The organism is Ruegeria sp. CDSB117 (assembly GCF_059611005.1).
The window spans coordinates 156,910-175,425 of the sequence record NZ_JBXWOS010000002.1 but is presented as its reverse complement, the minus strand read 5'-3'; the positions used below and the strand labels follow the sequence as shown (position 1 = coordinate 175,425).

19 protein-coding genes are annotated in these 18,516 nt (G+C 57.5%); 15 read left to right on the top strand and 4 right to left on the bottom strand.

The genetic code is table 11. The features are described from left to right. Nucleotides 1-83: 83 nt before the first annotated feature. Genes AC2FJC_RS03715 through dusB form a run of 3 tightly spaced genes read right to left on the bottom strand, consistent with a single transcriptional unit; the run spans nt 84 to nt 3,534 of the window. Nucleotides 84-1,451 carry a response regulator gene (locus tag AC2FJC_RS03715; protein ID WP_496723053.1) on the bottom strand — a complete coding sequence of 456 codons (1,368 nt, stop codon included), beginning with the start codon at nt 1,449-1,451 and terminating at the stop codon, nt 84-86. 38 nt (nt 1,452-1,489) lie between these two features. Continuing rightward, nucleotides 1,490-2,554: a two-component system sensor histidine kinase NtrB gene (locus AC2FJC_RS03710; RefSeq protein WP_496738460.1), complete on the bottom strand. Its 1,065-nt coding sequence runs from the start codon at nt 2,552-2,554 to the stop codon at nt 1,490-1,492. Continuing rightward, nucleotides 2,551-3,534: a tRNA dihydrouridine synthase DusB gene (dusB, locus tag AC2FJC_RS03705; RefSeq protein ID WP_496738459.1), complete on the bottom strand. Its 984-nt coding sequence runs from the start codon at nt 3,532-3,534 to the stop codon at nt 2,551-2,553. The genes AC2FJC_RS03710 and dusB overlap by 4 nt, the downstream gene beginning before the upstream one ends. A gap of 184 nt (nt 3,535-3,718) precedes the next feature. Here dusB and AC2FJC_RS03700 point away from each other — a divergent pair, with 184 nt between their 5' ends. From AC2FJC_RS03700 to AC2FJC_RS03675, 6 genes are all read left to right on the top strand, one after another. Continuing rightward, on the top strand, nt 3,719-4,849 hold the full coding sequence (locus tag AC2FJC_RS03700) for a bifunctional 2-C-methyl-D-erythritol 4-phosphate cytidylyltransferase/2-C-methyl-D-erythritol 2,4-cyclodiphosphate synthase (RefSeq protein ID WP_496738458.1): 1,131 nt from the start codon (nt 3,719-3,721) through the stop codon (nt 4,847-4,849). Then, nucleotides 4,846-5,343, top strand: a complete 498-nt coding sequence (locus AC2FJC_RS03695; protein ID WP_496738457.1) for a phosphatidylglycerophosphatase A family protein — start codon at nt 4,846-4,848, stop codon at nt 5,341-5,343. Before AC2FJC_RS03700 ends, AC2FJC_RS03695 begins: the two co-directional genes overlap by 4 nt. Beyond that, on the top strand, nt 5,340-5,816 hold the full coding sequence (locus tag AC2FJC_RS03690) for a CinA family protein (protein WP_496738456.1): 477 nt from the start codon (nt 5,340-5,342) through the stop codon (nt 5,814-5,816). The genes AC2FJC_RS03695 and AC2FJC_RS03690 overlap by 4 nt, the downstream gene beginning before the upstream one ends. A gap of 160 nt (nt 5,817-5,976) precedes the next feature. Next, the gene (locus AC2FJC_RS03685) at nt 5,977-7,158 is read left to right on the top strand and encodes an ammonium transporter (RefSeq protein WP_496738455.1); all 1,182 of its coding nucleotides are present in this window, start codon (nt 5,977-5,979) and stop codon (nt 7,156-7,158) included. Between the two features lie 142 nt (nt 7,159-7,300). Then, on the top strand, nt 7,301-7,981 hold the full coding sequence (locus AC2FJC_RS03680) for an orotate phosphoribosyltransferase (RefSeq protein ID WP_480508506.1): 681 nt from the start codon (nt 7,301-7,303) through the stop codon (nt 7,979-7,981). Between the two features lie 225 nt (nt 7,982-8,206). Then, on the top strand, nt 8,207-9,697 hold the full coding sequence (locus AC2FJC_RS03675; protein WP_496723064.1) for a replicative DNA helicase: 1,491 nt from the start codon (nt 8,207-8,209) through the stop codon (nt 9,695-9,697). A 3-nt stretch (nt 9,698-9,700) separates the two neighbouring features. Here AC2FJC_RS03675 and AC2FJC_RS03670 read toward each other — a convergent pair whose 3' ends face one another. After that, nucleotides 9,701-10,243 (bottom strand): GNAT family N-acetyltransferase, encoded by a 543-nt coding sequence (locus tag AC2FJC_RS03670; RefSeq protein ID WP_496738454.1) that lies wholly within the window; start codon nt 10,241-10,243, stop codon nt 9,701-9,703. 229 nt (nt 10,244-10,472) lie between these two features. Here AC2FJC_RS03670 and alr point away from each other — a divergent pair, with 229 nt between their 5' ends. The 9 genes from alr (at nt 10,473) to AC2FJC_RS03625 (ending at nt 18,500) form a co-directional block, all read left to right on the top strand. Continuing rightward, nucleotides 10,473-11,507, top strand: coding sequence for an alanine racemase (alr, locus tag AC2FJC_RS03665; protein WP_496738453.1), 1,035 nt, complete (start codon nt 10,473-10,475; stop codon nt 11,505-11,507). Then, a complete protein-coding gene (locus tag AC2FJC_RS03660) occupies nt 11,504-12,286 on the top strand; it encodes an MlaE family ABC transporter permease (protein ID WP_496721682.1) in 783 nt (260 codons plus the stop codon). The genes alr and AC2FJC_RS03660 overlap by 4 nt, the downstream gene beginning before the upstream one ends. Beyond that, nucleotides 12,283-13,029, top strand: coding sequence for an ABC transporter ATP-binding protein (locus AC2FJC_RS03655; protein WP_496723073.1), 747 nt, complete (start codon nt 12,283-12,285; stop codon nt 13,027-13,029). Before AC2FJC_RS03660 ends, AC2FJC_RS03655 begins: the two co-directional genes overlap by 4 nt. Nucleotides 13,030-13,464: 435 nt before the next feature. Further along, on the top strand, nt 13,465-13,917 hold the full coding sequence (locus AC2FJC_RS03650; protein WP_496738452.1) for a paraquat-inducible protein A: 453 nt from the start codon (nt 13,465-13,467) through the stop codon (nt 13,915-13,917). 146 nt (nt 13,918-14,063) lie between these two features. Next, on the top strand, nt 14,064-14,846 hold the full coding sequence (locus AC2FJC_RS03645; RefSeq protein WP_496738451.1) for a DNA repair protein: 783 nt from the start codon (nt 14,064-14,066) through the stop codon (nt 14,844-14,846). A 120-nt stretch (nt 14,847-14,966) separates the two neighbouring features. Continuing rightward, complete coding sequence (gene radA / locus AC2FJC_RS03640; protein WP_496738450.1) at nt 14,967-16,328, top strand: DNA repair protein RadA; 1,362 nt, start codon at nt 14,967-14,969, stop codon at nt 16,326-16,328. A gap of 40 nt (nt 16,329-16,368) precedes the next feature. Beyond that, nucleotides 16,369-16,968, top strand: coding sequence for a CvpA family protein (locus tag AC2FJC_RS03635; protein WP_496738449.1), 600 nt, complete (start codon nt 16,369-16,371; stop codon nt 16,966-16,968). 250 nt (nt 16,969-17,218) lie between these two features. Then, the gene (locus AC2FJC_RS03630; protein ID WP_496738448.1) at nt 17,219-17,764 is read left to right on the top strand and encodes an AAA family ATPase; all 546 of its coding nucleotides are present in this window, start codon (nt 17,219-17,221) and stop codon (nt 17,762-17,764) included. Between the two features lie 595 nt (nt 17,765-18,359). After that, the gene (locus tag AC2FJC_RS03625; RefSeq protein WP_496738447.1) at nt 18,360-18,500 is read left to right on the top strand and encodes a hypothetical protein; all 141 of its coding nucleotides are present in this window, start codon (nt 18,360-18,362) and stop codon (nt 18,498-18,500) included. The last annotated feature ends 16 nt before the right edge of the window (nt 18,501-18,516 follow it).

The window sequence follows — 18,516 nt, the reverse complement described above, 5'->3', positions numbered from 1 at the left end:
GATGTGCCGCATACGCGGCGTACCGCCATATCTCGTGGTCGTTGCCGGGCTTGTACCCGGATGCCACGCTTTGTGTGGCGATATTACATCAGTTTGCGTCGGCGTGTCACCTGAATATCGAGATCGGTGATTTTTTTGCGCAGCGTATTCCTGTTGATCCCCAGCAAATCCGCACATTTCGCCTGATTTCCGCCGGTTGCGTCCAGTGCCTGCTCGATCAAGGGGCCCTCAACCTCGCGCAGGATGCGCTGATACAGGCCCGGAGGTGGCAACAAATTGCCGTGCAGATCGAAATAGCGACGCAAATGACGGGCCACAGAGGCCGAGAGTTTCTCCCTTTCGCCGTCACCAAGAATCGGTTCCGCTTCGGGCTGACTGCCCAAAACCATCTCAACCTCGGCTTTCGATATTTCTTCGGCCCGGCTGGTCAGGCTTAAACGTCGGATCGCGTTTTCCAACTGTCGTACATTACCGGGCCAGGAATACCTTCGGACCAGTTCTACGGCCTCGGAGCTGAGCCAGCGCTTTGTGCCATGCTCCCGTTCTTCGCGGGCAAGGAAGTGATCAACCAGCAGGGTGATATCGTCCACCCGCTCGCGCAGCGCTGGCACGTGGATCGTCGCACCGCACAGTCGATAATACAGATCCTGACGCACCCGCCCGCTTTCCATCGCTTCGGTCAGGTCCGATTGGCTGGTCGCCATAAAACGCGGAAGATGATCGCCGGGCGTGTCCATCATCCGGACAATACGTGCCTGGACCTCATCTTCGATATCAGCGATCTCGTCGATCAACAGGGTGCCGCCCCGCACCCTGGCCATAATGCGCGCAGGTCCCTCGAGGTCACGCAGATCACCAGCGGTCGCAGTGACGAAGGGCAGCGTGCGCCGGTCCGAAAAATCATGAATAGCTCGCGCTATCAAGGACTTGCCGGTGCCACTTTCACCGGAAATCATGACAGAAAGATCGGTATTCATCACACGTGCCACAAGGCGATACAGCGCCTGCATCCCCGGAGTGCGCCCAACCAGCGGCAGCTCCTCAGGACGGTCTTCGGCAGGTACGACCGCATCCGCCTGCACGCGTTGCTTTTGCTCCAAGGCCCGTGCGGTCCTCTTCATCAGGTCTGGCAGATCAAAGGGTTTGGGCAGATAGTCATATGCATCCGCCTCGGCCGCTTGAATGGCGGTCATAATCGTGTTCTGCGCCGAGATCACGATGACCGGCAACCCCGGACGATCCTGCGCGATCTTGGGCAACATCTCGAGCCCGTTGCCGTCCGGCATGACCACGTCAGAGATTACAACGTCTCCTTTGCCCTCGCCGACCCAGCGCATCAGAGTGGTCAGCGAGGATGTCGCATGCACCTTGCACCCGGCCCGCGTCAGGGCCTGAGTCAGTACGGTTCGGATTGTGCGATCGTCATCTGCGACCAGTACTGTGCCATCCATCAGGTGCTCTCCTTACTATCTCTGCCCGGTTGTCCATCTCAGGTCTCGTCGCGCGGCGCGCGTCTGAGGGACAGGCGGAATACGGTGTGTCCCGGAACCGACTCGGCCAAAATCCAGCCGTCGTGGTCCGAGATGATTTTACTGACCAGCGCCAGCCCAAGACCGGTGCCGTTTTCCCTGCCCGACACGAACGGATCGAAAATGTCGCTTCGGATCTTGTCCGGCAGCCCCGGGCCGTCATCGATGATTTCGATCTGCAGGGGCAAAGAATGCCCCGAACCGTCGCTGCGGCGCAGGCGGAAGGAATGTTCGAAATACGTCCGCAGGCGGATTGTCCCGCCTTTGGGGGACGCCTCGGATGCATTCTTGAGCAGGTTCAGTACGACCTGCAAAAGTTGATCCGGGTCTCCATAGGCCAGCGGCAGCGAGGGGTCGTAATCCTCGATAATCGTCATATGCGCGCCAAAACCCAACAGTGCCGAGCGCCGCGCACGGTCCAGAACGTCATGGATATTGACTGGTTTGAAATCTGGCTGGGTCAGGTTCCCAAATTGCTCGACCTGCTCCAAAAGCTTCACTATTCGGCGGCTTTCAGCAACGATAAGATCTGTAAGTTCAAGGTCTTGCTGACTGATATTCATGCTCAGAAGTTGCGCAGCCCCGGTGATCCCCGCCAATGGGTTCTTGATTTCATGTGCCAGCATTTCCGCCATGCCAATCGCCGATTGCGCCGCAGATTTTACCGTGTTGCCCCGTGTCATCCGCCCCGCCAGTTCTCGTGGGGACATGGTCATGATCATCGACCCCGGATGCCCAAGCAGCGGCGCAATTTGCAAAGCGCATTGCAGCGGCGCCCGATTGCCTGACCCCACATCCACATCGTTCACGAAAAGCGGTGTGCCCTGTTGGCGTGCGCGCAAAAACGCTTCTTCCAGTGGGGCATCCACGGCGATCTGGTCCCAGACCGGGTGACCGATGACTGCATTGCGGGACGCATTCAGGAACCCCTCCCCGGCGGAATTCACATCTGTGATCCGGTCATCGGCATCAATGATGAAAGCCGGAACCGGCAGCGAGGCCCAGATGTTTTGGTCCGAGGTCATGCTGCTGCCTCTGCGTCGCCGTGCAGGGCATCGCCCAACAGGTGCAGCACCTCGGAGGTATCCCGCGAGGTCAAAACCGCACGGCGCAAGTTCGCCGGGGTCGCGGCCTCATCCATGTACCAGCCCAGATGTTTACGCGCCACGCGCAGACCCAGATCGATGCCATAAAAGTCCAGCATCGCCTCATAATGACCGCGCACCATTTCGATCAGGTCGCCATTGGCGGGGATGACCGGCACCGGCGCGCCATACAAGTCGTGGCACATCTGGGCCAGCAGCCATGGCTTACCCTGCGCCCCGCGTCCAACCATGACGCCATCAGCGCCTGACTGGTCCAAAGCAGTGCGCGCAGCGTCAGAATTCACGATATCCCCGTTCGCGATGACAGGGATCGACACCGACTCTTTCACCGCTCGGATCGCTTGCCAGTCCGCGCGTCCCTTGTAGAACTGGCACCGCGTACGCCCGTGGATTGTGACCAGTTGGATGCCCGCACCTTGCGCCCGGCGCGCCACATCCGGTGCGTTCAGCAAGTTGTCGTCCCAACCCAGACGAGTTTTCAGAGTGACCGGAATGTCGACAGCCTCGACCACGGCCTCAATCAGCGTCAGCGCGTGATCCGGCGTCTTAAGCAGCGCCGAACCGGAATAGCCATTCGTCACCTTCTTTGCCGGGCAGCCCATATTGATATCGATCACCCGCGCCCCGCGATCGGCCACCTGACGCGCAGCCTCGGCCATCCAATGCGCCTCGCGCCCGGCAAGTTGAACAGCGGTGTTTTCAACGTCAGCAGACAACTCGGCCCGTTCCCGCACGCCCGGTTTGGCCTGCACCATTTCCTGACTAGCGACCATTTCGCTGACGACCATGCCCGCGCCAAAGCGCATCACCAGATCACGGAACGGCCGATCAGTGATCCCGGCCATCGGCGCCAGCATGACCGGCGGATTCAAGGTTTTGTCGGCGAGGTGCAGGGTCAAAGTGCTTAATCCTTGGGCAGTTGCGACCTAGATATCGAATTCCGCGCATATGAACAACAAAACGGCAGGAAACAAGCTTGCAAAATCACCACTTGCCTATTTTTTAAGCAACTTGACGCGGGTGATTGCCTCTACATTCACCGCAGCTTAAACACTGCGCTCAAATCACCGGAGAATTCGCCCAATGACCACCGCCGCCATCATCGTCGCCGCAGGACGCGGATTGCGCGCCGGAGGCGGCATTCCCAAGCAATGGCGACCATTGGCCGGACGCAGAGTTGCAGACTGGACCATCGACCGCTTTCGCCATCAGGTCGATCATATTGTTTTGGTGCTGTCCGAGGATGATCAGACCACTTGGGACGAGTTTTTAGGCTCTGATCTGCTGCTGGCAAAAGGTGGCAGCGATCGTGCCGGGTCGGTACGGAACGGGCTGGATTCATTAGATGGGCTGGGGATCAAACATGTCCTGATTCACGACGTCGCCCGCCCCTGCGTAAGCAGCCAGACTATTGCGGACGTCCTGACCGCCCTAGCCACGAATGAGGCTGCGGCACCCGGTCTGGCCGTTACAGATGCGCTCTGGACCGGTGACGAAGCCGCTGTGACCGGAACGCAGGACCGGACGGGTCTTTTTGCGGCGCAGACCCCACAGGGTTTTCGCTATGACGCGATTGTCGCGGCGCACGCGGCCCATTCTGGCGGCGCGGCGGACGATGTCGAGGTCGCCCGCGCCGCTGGCATGAACGTGGTGATCGTGCCAGGCGATGCCGATAACATCAAAATCACAAGACCCGAGGATTTTGCCCGGGCGGAACGCGTATTGGGGACCGACATGGATGTGAGACTGGGCAACGGCTATGACGTGCATCGCTTTGGCGACGGGGATCACGTGATCCTATGCGGCGTCAAAATTCCGCATGACCGGGGGCTACAGGGCCATTCTGATGCGGATGTTGGCATGCATGCGGTTACTGACGCAATCTATGGCGCGCTGGCGCAGGGCGATATTGGCCAGCACTTTCCACCCTCGGACCCCCAATGGAAAGACGCGGCAAGCGAGATCTTCCTGCGCCACGCGGTCGAGCTGGTCGAGCAGATGGGTTACAGCATCTCAAATGTCGATTGCACGCTGGTCTGTGAATACCCCAAGATCGGTCCGCACGCACCCGCGATGCGTGAAGAAATGGCGCGCATTATGGGGCTGCACGTCGATCAGATCTCGGTCAAGGCGACCACGTCCGAGCGTCTGGGCTTTACCGGACGCAGCGAAGGCATCGCATCATTGGCGACAGCTTGTCTGGTGAAGTCATGAACGCCGCGCGATTGATCGGGACTGTTTGCGGCGTCGGATATATGCGCCCTGCACCCGGAACATGGGGATCTCTGGCCGCCTTGCCCCTGGCTTGGGTCCTTCATACGCTGGGCGGCTTTCCATTGCTGGTCCTCGCCACTGTCGCTGTTTTCGTCGGCGGCCTGTGGGCCACCAAAGTGATGACTGCTGGTCAGGAAGATCACGACCCGTCTGAAATCGTCATCGACGAAGTTGCCGGGCAGTTCATCGCGCTTTGGGCCATTTCCTACCCATCCTGGGCGCATGGAATCGATATCACAGCCCTTTGGCCCGGCTGGATCGCAGGTTTCCTTCTGTTTCGCCTGTTCGACATCACGAAACTCGGCCCGGTGGGTTGGGCGGATCGCAAAGGTGACGCGATGGGTGTGATGCTGGACGATGTGATCGCCGGCGTCTTTGCCGGGATCGGCGTTCTGGTTCTTGCCGGCATCTCGCACGGTGTTCTGGGCCTATGAGTGTCGCCGCTTTGCTTGACCGCGCCAAGTCGCAAGGCGTGATGATCGCGACAGCCGAAAGCTGTACCGGCGGCATGGTCGCTGCTGCGCTGACGGATATCCCGGGCAGCTCGGCCGTGGTGGATCGCGGGTTTGTCACCTACACCAATGACGCCAAGCAGCAGATGCTGGGTGTACAGGCCGAAACGCTAGACGCCCATGGTGCGGTGTCCGAAGAAGTGGCACAGCAGATGGCTGATGGCGCGTTAAGAAATTCAAAAGCGCAACTTGCAGTGTCCATCACCGGCATCGCAGGCCCTGGCGGATCCGAATTCAAACCCGAAGGCCGCGTGTGTTTTGGATTGGCGGTGGACGGGCAATCGACGACAACCCAAACCGTGGAATTTGGCGCGTTGGGGCGTGACAAGGTCCGGCTGGCCGCCCGTGATCATGCCTTGGACCTGCTGTCACGCGGCCTTTCGTTAATTGCTTAATAATCTAGCACCCCACTCATTTTGGCGCTCATTTAATCACCGGTTCACAAAAGGCCCTTAAAACAGGCGTCAAAAACCACCTCTGCCTCTTTTTTCCCCGCCTTCTCTCCGCTTCAACGCCAGCTACGCAAGCTGAAGACGCCACAGAGGAGACCGGCTGATGAACGGAGCCGATACCGCCTGGATCATAGTTGCAACTGCACTGGTCCTATTCATGACATTGCCGGGCCTCGCCCTGTTTTATGGCGGCCTCGTGCGCGCCCGCAACGTGCTGAGCGTTTTCATGCACTGCTTCTCAATCGCCTGTTTGATGAGCATCCTGTGGTTGGTCGCCGGATACTCGATCGCATTTGGTGACGGCGGGTCGGGTCTGTGGGGCGGTCTCGGCAAAGCCTTCCTGAACGGAGTTGACGTCGACAGCCTGTCGGGCACCCTGCCCGAGGTACTGTTCTTTGCCTTCCAGATGACATTCGCAATCATCACCCCCGCCCTGATCATCGGCGCATATGTCGAGCGTGTGGGTTACGGGTTTGTCATGATATTCTCAGGCCTGTGGATGCTGCTGTGCTACGCACCCGTCGTTCACTGGATCTGGGGCGGTGGCATTCTGACCGATGGCGGCATTCTGGGCGAGATCGGCGTGCGTGACTTTGCCGGTGGCATCGTGGTGCACGAAACCGCAGGTCTGGCCGCGCTGATCATCGCCGTGGCGCTTGGCCCGCGCCGCAACCACACGACCCCGCCGCACAATCCGGGCTATGTCATGATCGGTGCTGCGATGCTGTGGGTTGGCTGGTTTGGCTTCAACGGCGGTTCACAATTGGCGGCAGATGGCGGTGCCGCAATGGCGATAACTGTCACGCATATCTCGGCCGCAACCGCATCGCTGACATGGGCGCTGTATGAACGTATCAAGTATGGCAAAGCCTCTATGGTGGGCCTGGTCACCGGCACGATTGCCGGTCTGGCCTCGATCACTCCGGCCTCGGGATACGTCGAGCCGGTTCAGGCGCTGATCATCGGTGCCGTAGCAGGTGTGCTGTGTCAGGAGGCCGTAAATATCATCCGTAACAAGCTGAACATCGACGACACTCTGGACGTGTTCGCGGTACACGGCGTAGGTGGCATCTTTGGTACCATTATGATCGCAGTGTTCGGCCTGGGTGCCTGGACCGCGCAGTTGGGCGGGCTGGTCATCGTGGGTGTCTTTACGGCAGTTGTCACATTTGTGTTGATCAAGGTGGTTGCGCTGATCACCCCGCTTCGCGTAGATGCAGAAACTGAGACAAACGGGCTCGATCTTTCGGTACACGGCGAGCGTGCCTATGACATGAGCAGCTAAGCCCACCTTGGCTGCCTCTTGCCCGCAAGGGCCAAAGCGGGCCTCTTCGTGAGGTCCGCTTTTCTTTTGCCTGCACCCTCTCGACTCTGGGCCGCGGGACGGGCTATCAGCCCGCAATGCCATTCAGCCCAGAGGTACCGTTATGATCCCCAGTTCATTCCCCGACAGCACCGAAATCGCTCGCCTGACCGCGAGGATGTTGCTGGAGATCAAAGCCGTCCATTTCAATTCGCGTGAGCCGTTCACACTGGCCAGCGGCTTGCCCAGCCCGACCTATATCGACTGCCGCAAGCTGATCTCGTACCCGCGCATCCGGTCGACCCTGATGGATTTCCTGACCGTCACCGTGATGCGGGATGCCGGGTTTGAGGCATTCGACAATATCGCCGGCGGTGAGACCGCGGGCATTCCCTTCGCCGCCATGGTTGCCGAGCGATTGGCGCTGCCGATGACCTACGTGCGCAAAAAGCCAAAGGGTTATGGCCGCAACGCCCGTATCGAAGGCGCGATGAGCGAAGGTGAACGCGTGCTGCTGGTCGAGGATCTGACCACCGATGGCGGGTCCAAGCTGTCCTTCGTGGATGCGATCCGCGAAACAGGTGCCACTTGTGGGCACACGGCGGTCATCTTCTACTATGGCATCTTCCCCGAGACCGAAAAAACGTTGGGCGACCACGGCATCCAACTGCATCACCTGTGCACATGGTGGGATGTTCTGGCCGAGGCCAAAGCGCAGAAAGCCTTTGATCAGGAAACACTTGACGGTGTCGAAGCCTTCCTGAAAGACCCGCGTGGCTGGCAGGAAGCAAATAAATCCACGTAAACCTCTTGTGGACAGATTGGGGATAAGCCCGGAAGAATCGGTCGACCGGCCACGATATCTGGTGACTTTTTCCCCAATTCCTACATAATAAGCTACGCATACACAGGTATCCAAACTGTCAGGAAAGTTATCCCAAGGCTTTATCCATAGTTAGCCACAGGTATTTCCAGATAGCCGACACGCCGAAATAGCGTGTAGAAAGCGCCGCAGGGCAGCGGGGACAAAATGAACGAGATCAGCAGCATCGAGCAGGCAGCAGCTCGGATTCAGAACGCCGAAACCATGCCGCATTCCATTGAGGCCGAACAGCAGCTTCTGGGTGCGATCCTGACCAATAACGATCTTTATGATCGGGTCGCCTCGATCATCGGGGCCGAGCATTTCTATGACCCGGTTCACTCCCGGATTTATGAGGTCGCCTCGACCCGGATAGCTAAGAATGCGCTGGCCTCGCCCGTGACGTTGAAATCCTTCATGGCCGAGGATGAGGGCCTGCAGGAACTGGGTGGCCCGGCCTATCTGGTCAAACTGGCGGGCGCATCGATCAGCGCCTTTGCGGTGCATGACTATGCCCAGATGATTTATGATCTTGCCATCCGGCGCGAGCTGATCCGGCTGGGTCGGGATATCTCGGACAAGGCGGCGCGGGTTGATGTCTCAAGCGAGCCGAAAGAACAAATCGTCGAGGCCGAGCAACAGCTTTATCAGTTATCCGAGCAGGGCCAGACCGAACAGGGATTTCAATCCTTCCTCAAGGCGGTCACAGAAGCCGTCAACGTCACCAACGAAGCATACCAGCGCGGTGGCGGCATGGCGGGTATTTCCACCGGTCTGGCCGACTTGGACAAACAACTGGGTGGCCTGCACCCGTCTGACCTGATCATTCTTGCCGGTCGTCCGTCGATGGGAAAGACCTCTTTGGCGACCAACGTGGCATTCAATGTGGCCAAGGCGTACAAACGTGGGCTGAAACCAGACGGCTCCGAGGGCGCGATTGACGGCGGTGTTGTTGGCTTTTTCTCATTGGAAATGAGTGCGGAACAGCTGGCTGGCCGGGTTCTGGCTGAAGCCTCCGAAATTTCATCCCATAAAATCCGCCAGGGTGACATGACCGAGTCCGAGTTCCGCCGCTTTGTCGACGCGGCCAAGGAACTGGAAGCCTGCCCGCTCTTCATCGATGACACGCCTGCCCTGCCGATCTCGCAGTTGGCGGCTCGGGCACGCCGTTTGAAGCGGACACATGGTTTGGACCTGCTCGTTATCGACTACCTGCAGCTGTGCCGGGGAATGGCCGAAAACCGCGTCAACGAAATTGCCGAGATTTCGATGGGCATGAAAGCCATCGCCAAGGAATTGCAAATTCCGGTGATCGCCCTGTCCCAGCTTTCGCGTCAGGTAGAAAATCGCGACGACAAGCGCCCGCAACTGTCTGACCTGCGGGAATCAGGCTCGATCGAACAGGACGCCGACGTGGTGATGTTCGTGTACCGCGAGGAGTACTACAAGGAACGCGAAAAGCCCGGCGATCACGAACTGGAAAAGATGGAAGAGTGGAAGCAGGCCATGGAACGTCTGCACGGCAAGGCCGAGGTCATTGTCGGCAAACAGCGCCACGGTCCCATCGGCACGGTCGACCTTTCGTTCGAAGCACAGTTCACCCGTTTTGGAAATCTGGTCAAACCCTGGCAACAGGACGGGCAAATTGAGGGGTATTAACCCTTACCACAGTTCGGGTTTATTGAATGCACTGACACAGTGAGATGGCCCCTTGAACGGCGCCATCTCAGCCCCCGTCAAAGATTTCCCCAACCACCCATGCGGATGGCTTAACGGCAAAGGAGCTTGGGCGACTTTTTCTGAAATCGGCAAAAACCCGGTTTTGCCGTAGTAGTTCGGATCGCCGTAGGTCACCACAAAATCGACGTTGTCGCGGCGCAACCCATCCAACCCAAACGCGATCAGTCGCTGCCCAATCCCCGCTTTCTGGCGATCCGTACGCACGGCAACCGGTGACATCAGGAACACCTGTCGCGGGTCTTGGTCAAAGCGCAGCCGCGAAAACAGGATGCAACCCAGCACTTGAGGGCCATCATCGGCAATGGCGGCGTGCAGGTCATCTCTGTCCGTCGTCGCCAACAGATCGCTGACCAGCGCACTGATCACTGCTCCCTCCTCTTTACTCTCAGATGCCGTGAATACGTCGCGAAACAGTTCAGGCAGTTCGGTCGCATACGCATTGTAGTCCCAGGTCATTTTCAGCATGGAATTCCTCTCACTTCATCGTCCGGCTCTGAGTAAACGATTTACTTATACAACGTTCGTTGAATACGTGGCGGATACAATGTCGAGGCAACTGTAATACTCCTAAAAGTCAGGCAAACCGCCATTGTCCCTGCGATAGCAGCTAGAAGCCGCCCAGCACTCGCAAAATCTCCTCAAGAATTGCTGTTTACCCCCTTGACCTGCCGCAATCCAATGTCATGAACACTCCATGGGTACCGCACACTTAACGATCAATCTTCATGCGCTCGCCAGCAATTGGCGGGCATTGGACGCAAAAACAAAAGTCGAAACCGGAGCAGTTGTCAAAGCTGATGCTTATGGGCTTGGAGCTGGGCCGGTGTCTGCGACCTTGGCTGAAGAAGGGGTTCGCCATTTTTTTGTCGCCGCCGCCGAAGAAGGCGCCGCTGTGCGCGAGGCGGTAGGCCCCAAGCCGCAGATTTTCGTGTTCTCTGGTTTCATGGAAGGGGACAATGGGCTACATTATGCAGATAATCTGATACCTTTGATCAATTCGCCGGAACAGTATAAGAGGCTCCGGCAGGCAATGCCGGATCGCCCTTTTGGGGTCCAATTGAACAGTGGCATGAACCGCCTTGGGCTTGAGCCCGCAGACTGGGCTGAACTGCGGCCCGAGATGGAGGCCAATAACCCGGTGGTAGTTATGTCACATCTGGCCTGCGCGGATGAGCCTGATAACCCGATGAACCAACAGCAGTTGAAATCCTTCCGCGAGATGACAGATGGCGTGACTGCCCCCCGTTCTCTGGCTGCTACGGGTGGTACGATGTTGGGGTCCGAGTTCCACTTTGACTTCTGCCGCCCCGGCATCGGCCTGTACGGCGGCATGCCCTTTGCCGACGCGAAACCTGTTGTCGCGATCGACCTGCCTGTTATCCAAGTCCGCCCTGTCGACGTCGGTGAAACGGTCGGATACGGCAACAGCTGGATTGCGCGTCGTCCCTCTCGCATTGCAACCGTTGCCGCCGGTTACGCTGATGGATTGCACCGCGCCATCGGTGGTGGGATCGACGTGTTTTTTGGCAACCAGCCCTGCCCCGTTGTTGGACGCATCTCGATGGATCTGATCACGGTCGACGTCACCGATCTGCCCGAAGATCCCGAACGCCTGCGCATCCTGAACGGACATCAAACAGTCGACGACTTGGCCGAAGCCGCCGGCACCATCGGCTATGAAATCCTGACGTCGCTGGGCGCACGTTATTCCCGGGGATACGTGGAATGAACCCCTTGGCTGCGCTGGGTGGGTTGGGCCGTGCTGTCCTGTCCATGCTTGCCAATTTTGGCAAGGTGGGAATTTTTGCGCTGGACGCGATCTCACATATCTTTCGGCCGCCCTATTATCCGCGCGAGTTTGCCGTTGCCCTGATGAATGTCGGCTGGCTGTCGCTGCCGGTTGTTGGCCTGACTGCCATCTTCACCGGCGGTGCCCTTGCCTTACAAATCTACGCAGGCGGCGCGCGTTTCAACGCCGAGGCTGTGGTGCCCCAGATCGTCGCCATCGGCATGGTGCGTGAACTCGGTCCTGTTCTGGTCGGCCTGATGATCGCCGCGCGCGTGACGTCATCCATTGCAGCAGAAATCGCTACGATGAAAGTGACCGAGCAGATCGACGCGCTGGTCACCCTGTCGACCCACCCGATGAAATACCTGACGGCGCCACGTGTTTTGGCCGCCTTGATTACGGTGCCCCTGCTGGTCGGTATCGGAGATATCATCGGCATTGCAGGCGGTTATGTGGTCGCGACCCAAAATCTGGGTTTCAACGCAGCCACTTATCTGCAAAACACCGTCAACTTCCTTGAAACCAAAGACATCGTATCATCGCTTGTCAAAGGGGCCGCCTTCGGCCTGATCGCGGCCATCATGGGTTGCTACTACGGCATGAATTCGGGCCGCGGCGCGCAAGGTGTGGGCCGGGCCACCAAATCCTCGGTCGAATCCGCCGCTATTATGATCCTCGCTGCCAACTTCATTCTCACAGGGGTGTTCTTCTCGGTATGATCAGGATGGAGAACGTAGCAAAAGCCTTTGGCGACAATCAGGTTCTGCAAGGCATGAGCCTTGAGATCCCCAAGGGCACCTCGATGGTCATCATCGGTGGTTCAGGCACCGGCAAGTCCGTGGCGCTGAAGTGCATTCTGGGCCTGATCAAACCCGATAGTGGGATGATCTACGTAAACGGTAAGGACGCTGCGAAAGGCGACCGCGACAAATTCCTGGCCCGCTTCGGGATGCTGTTTCAGGGCGCGGCCCTGTTCGATTCCCTGCCCGTCTGGCAGAATGTCTCATTCCGCCTGCTGCGCGGACCGTTGAAGCGCCCCGCCGAATACGCGCGTGAAATCGCCATTGAGAAGCTGCGCCGCGTGGGCCTGAAATCTGACGTCGCGGACCGCTTCCCCTCCGAACTGTCGGGCGGGATGCAAAAACGCGTGGGCCTTGCCCGCGCCATCGCCGCCGAGCCCGAGATCATTTTCTTCGACGAGCCCACCACAGGGTTGGACCCGATCATGTCCGGCGTCATCAACGACCTGATCCGCGAGATTGTGACCGAGATGGGCGCCACCGCGATGACCATCACCCACGACATGAGCTCTGTCCGCGCGATTGCGGACAACGTGGCCATGCTGCACGGAGGCGTCATCCAATGGACCGGCCCGGTCAGCCAGATGGATGCCTCGGGCGATCCTTATGTGGAACAGTTCATCAGCGGGAGTGCGGAAGGGCCGATTGAGGCGGTGCGGTGATAGTGCAAACTGCGCAAAAAAGATTGTGATCCGTTTTCTACTAGAATTTGTCATGTAAACTGCGAGTCTCGCAATTCATTCGCTGTAGACTTTCGTCTCCTGTAAAAATACGGAACAAGAATTTTCGAAAGATCAAGAACTTGAAAAAGTTTCTATCATTGGCAAAAGAGTTTGAAGCTCGCTATTCGGGCCCACTTCGTTTGATCGCCTGTGCCTTGCCAGTTGTAGTCTGGAAGTTTCTTTTTCCCGAATGGTACTATGAATCTTCATATTCTACGCAAGCCGATTTTGCCTTGGTAGTGGTCCTACCATTTGTTATCATTTACATGTTTTGAGATTTCTTCAAACTCAAACGAAGAAATTCGAAGAAAGGAACTTCAGCAAGGGACACTTAAGCCCAATAGTTATGTGCTCATGTGAACTTTGATGGAGCCAATGACCCTCCGCCTCGCCACCCTCTCCCTCCTGATCCTCTACCCCATCGCGTGGTTCGCCCCACTGATGCGTGCGGGGCTGTTGCCGATCTTCGGTCTCAGTGAAATCAGCGTCATCACCGGCCTGCAATCCTTATGGAAGTCGGACATCTTTCTGGCGCTGATCGTCAGCATCTTCGCCCTCTTCGCGCCCTACGTCAAAACCATCGGCACCGCATTGATCCAATGGGACCTGCTGGACCCGCGCGTCCAACCTGCGCTCAACCTACTCGGGAAACTCGCGATGGCGGACATCTTCCTGATCGCGCTCTATATCACGCTGGCGAAGGGAATCTCCTACGCGACCATCGAAACCGCATGGGGTCTTTATCTGTTCACGGCGTGCATTCTGGCCTCACTCGCATTGGGCCACATTACCGAAATGACACGCAGATCACGAAATTCTCAGACGTAATTGATTGAAAACGCTTATCTGAGTATCATCTTTATATTTCGAGCAGAAAATTTTTGTAGTTTCGGTCCTGAGCGGATCATTCTGTGTGCGTTAGATGTCCCCGCTTTGGGCTGGTGTGTTCCGGTTTCAAAAGGAGTTCGTCTAAGATGACTGCCCTCCACAACATCACATTGCAATTTCAGAATGCCTTTTTGAGATTGACTTTTTTCCTCATATGCATTGCGGCCCTGTTCTCGGTTGGCGCGTGTTTTCTGTCCGCTTTGGGGGTACTGCCCTGGCTATCTATGCAAGCCGGTTTCGGCACAGGTCCAGCTGTCGACGCAGGTATGTATGTCCAGATAGGCCTGACGGTGCTGATTCTCATGTTGGCGTTTTATCTTCCCGCAAACGCCCGGATGATGGCGCTTGAAACGTCACATCGTAAGTTCTCATTGAACATGTATGACGTGGCTCAGGCCTACCACTTGGCCCATTCAGCGGATCGCGGCGAAACGTTTCTGCTGTCCTCAGAATTCGACGCAGTTAAGGAAAGGATGGCCTTCCTGCGCCACCACCCCGACCTGCAATCGCTCGAACCCGAAATCCTGGAGCTGGCCGCACAGATGAGCCAAATCAGCCAAGAGCTGGCAGAAACCTATGGCGATGCCCGCGTCAGCCGCGCCCGCACGTTCCTGCAGCAACGTCAGGAAGAGATCGAAACGTTCCAGAAGCGGATCGAAGAAGCGCAGGTCATCCAGCATGAGCTGCGCCAATGGACCCACGATATAGAAATGGAAGAATCCATTGCCAAATCGCAGCTGGCACGTTTGCGGGACGAACTGTTTGAACTGCTGCCCGAATTGTCGGCACAGCTTCAATCGCCCGTGGACGACCGCGATCCCAAGAAATCGAGCGTCATAGCGATGTCGCCGCCCCGCGCCGCGGAATAGGCGCGACAGCGCCCGCCGGGGACGATGGCCCATAGGGCCTGAGGACGCGGCCCACCACCGGCAGAGATGAAAGCCCTACAAGGGCTTGAAGAACCGCCCGCGCTCGGGCACCAAGGCCGAATGGCAAAGACAACTTTCTCCTGCTCGGCCTGTGGCGCAACGCATTCCCGGTGGTCCGGGCGGTGCGACGGCTGCGGTGAATGGAACACAATCACGCAAGACGTGCCTCTTTCGGCTGGCCCTGCAAAGAAATCCCTCGGCGGCAAACGTGGCCAGTCCATTACACTCACGGACCTGTCGACCGAGGAAACACCGCCGCCGCGCACCTTGTGCGGCGTAGAAGAACTGGACCGCGTTTTGGGTGGCGGTCTGGTCCCGGCCTCGGCCCTGCTGGTTGGGGGCGACCCGGGGATTGGCAAGTCGACGTTGCTGTTGCAGGCCGCAGCGCGGTTTGCACGTGCGGGCGTCAAGACGATTTACGTGTCTGGCGAAGAAGCCAGCGCTCAGGTGCGCATGCGCGCGCGCCGTCTGGGTTTAGAGGACGCACCGGTTCAACTGGCCGCCGAAACCAACCTGCGGAACATTCTGACGACGCTTGAGGCTGAGAAACCCGGTCTGGCCATCATCGACTCGATTCAGACCATGTGGGCCGACAATGTGGACAGCGCACCGGGCTCGGTGTCACAAGTCCGGGCCGCGGCGCATGAATTGACCACGTTTGCGAAACGACACGGTGTTTCAATCATCATGGTCGGCCACGTCACCAAAGACGGTCAAATTGCAGGTCCTCGCGTCGTCGAACATATGGTCGACACTGTCCTTTACTTCGAAGGCGAGCGCGGCCATCAGTTCCGCATTCTGCGGGCGGTCAAGAACCGCTTTGGCCCTGCAGACGAGATCGGCGTGTTCGAAATGACAGGCAAAGGCCTGGCACAGGTGACCAACCCATCGGCCTTGTTTCTGTCCGAGCGCGGAACACCCAGCCCTGGGTCAGCAGTCTTTGCCGGGATCGAAGGCACACGCCCCGTTTTGGTTGAATTACAAGCGCTTGTGGCCCCGTCCCCACATTCACAACCGCGCCGTACGGTTGTTGGATGGGACAGTGGGCGTCTGGCAATGATCCTCGCCGTGCTCGAAGCGCGTTGCGGCATACCTTTTGCGGGTCTCGATGTGTACCTTAACGTCGCTGGTGGCTTGAAAATCGGTGAGCCCGCCGCGGACCTGGCGGTCGCTGCAGCCCTGCTGAGTGCCCGAGAAGACACAGCCCTGCCCGCAGATACCGTTGTTTTCGGAGAAATCTCGTTATCTGGGGCACTTAGACCGGCCCCGCAGACAGAAAACAGGTTGAAAGAAGCCCAAAAACTTGGTTTCACATCGGCAATCGCTCCGGCGGGCGGCAAAACCGGTACTGTGGCAGGTCTGACACTCACCCGACCCTCTGATTTGGTTGGGTTTGTTGGCGAAACCTTCGGAGCAGGTTAAGGTCGCCCCCTGAGGGGCAGAAAAAGAACAGGCGAGGGCCATGGAAGGTTTTACAATAATTGACGGGGTCGTTGCCCTGATCATCGTCGTTTCAGGCATTCTTGCCTATTCGCGCGGCTTCTTACGTGAGGTTCTGGCCATCGCAGGCTGGGTCGCAGCCGCAGTGCTGGCCTTTATTTTCGCGCCCCAAGCGGTGCCACTGGTCAAAGAGATTCCGGTTGTTGGGGATTTCCTGCGCGACAGCTGCGAATTGTCCGTCATCACGGGCTTTGCTGCGGTATTCGCAGTTGCACTTATTATTGTCAGCATCTTTACGCCCCTGTTTTCGTCGATCGTCCAGCGATCTGCGTTGGGCGGTCTCGATCAGGCGCTTGGTTTCTTCTTCGGCATCGCCCGCGGCATCCTGTTGGTTGCCATCGCGTTCTTTGTCTATGACACTGTGATGACAGGTCAGTCCTATACGATCGTTGACGAAAGCCGCTCGGCCAAAGTGTTCGAACAGTTCAGCGATAAGATCGAAGAACAGAACCCCGAAGCGGCCCTTGGCTGGGTCACCCGCCAATATGAAGAACTGGTCGCCAGCTGTGCGGAAGGTTCCGCACCGGCCGAGGATCTGACAGCCCCCACGACTACGGAATAAAGTTTCCCTTGCTGTGGGCATGGCCTTTGAACAAATGCTGCAGATCATCGAACGGTGGTCTGCAGCGATCATATTTACGAGCGGTCAATGGCAGTATTGAGCCCAACGCATCGCATACAACAATCTCCACCAATGTCCGCCGCTGTTTCTGGGCAGTCAATTCGTAGGATCTACTCCGGACGCGCCGTCGAATGAAGGTCACGATATACAGGCGAGCCTGTTTCCCCGGGTCCTATGGAAGGGTGTTTTCATGAGACACGCAGTGATCGTAACGGGTCTTCCAGCAAGTGGAAAAACGACAGTCGCTCGTGAAATCTCTAAACCCTTGGGCTTTGAGTTTCTAGACAAAGACGATTTCCTCGATGACCTATACGAGCGTGAGAGTGTCTCTTCATGGAACCATCGAAAAAGCCTCAGCAGGCAAAGCGATGACGCATTCCAAAAAGCAGCTAAAAAGTCAGGTTCCGCCGTCCTCGTGTCACATTGGCGGCCGCTACGAAGTACCGCAGATAGCGGAACGCCGTCGGATTGGTTAGTTGAGGAATACGATTCATTGGTTGAGGTGTGTTGCTTGTGCTCCCCAGAAGAGGCCCTCAGGCGATTTTTGTCGAGAACGAGACATCCAGGACACCTAGATAAGCAACGTGACACCAAAGAACTGGCAAAGCGCTTAGATTCTTGGACCAATCGCTTTCCTCTTCGAATGGGCACGTTGTTAGAAGTTCGAACTGACGCTGAAGTGAACTTTGAGAGGTTGATGGTGGATGTTCGAAAGTCGTTGTCATCTGGTGGATAGCAGCCATCCGCGCTGCCACAGCGAAAGTAAGAAAATCCGCCGACCACAAACTGAACCACCGCAGGCGTCCCAACGAATTTGGGAACAGATCGTCGACATCAAATGATGACGACAGCAATACCGAACAAGCTGCAATACTTGTCCTGATGAACTGGAATGTAGCCGGGAATTTTCCAGATCGCATTCGGGCTCAGACGAACCCTTCGCCTGCACAAACCGTGCATCTAATCGTCTTTAAACCGAAACAGCCGTCGCAGCGATTGAAAATCGGCTTCCCGTGAATGTCGCGGCTTTTGATAACCTCTCCCGATCCATTACAGATCTGGCAGGGTGCCCGCCCCATGCCCCTGCATCGGTGACACCGGCGCTTTACCGGTTCTTCTTTTTTGTTTCCTTGTTTGTGCTGCCACATGCCGGGTATCCGATCGAACCTGTATCATTGCCGAAAACTCACTATGTCGACCATGACACCACATGCCCGCGGCCGCTGTCACCTTTTCAATTTGTTTTTGGCAGAATCCGCATGCGTCAAATCGCGAATGTGATCCTTTGATGACACAGGCGCGCTTAGGCATTATGTGAGTGGCGAACTGACATGGAATCGGAGCTGCCGATCTTGCTGTATCTGTTTTCTTACGCGCTTACCGTTGCGACGCTGGCGTGTGCGCGCCGCCAACCAGCCGGGCGAAAATGCGTACAGATACCGCTGTCCAGACGGTCCGACCCGCACACCTAATCAACATAAACACGTC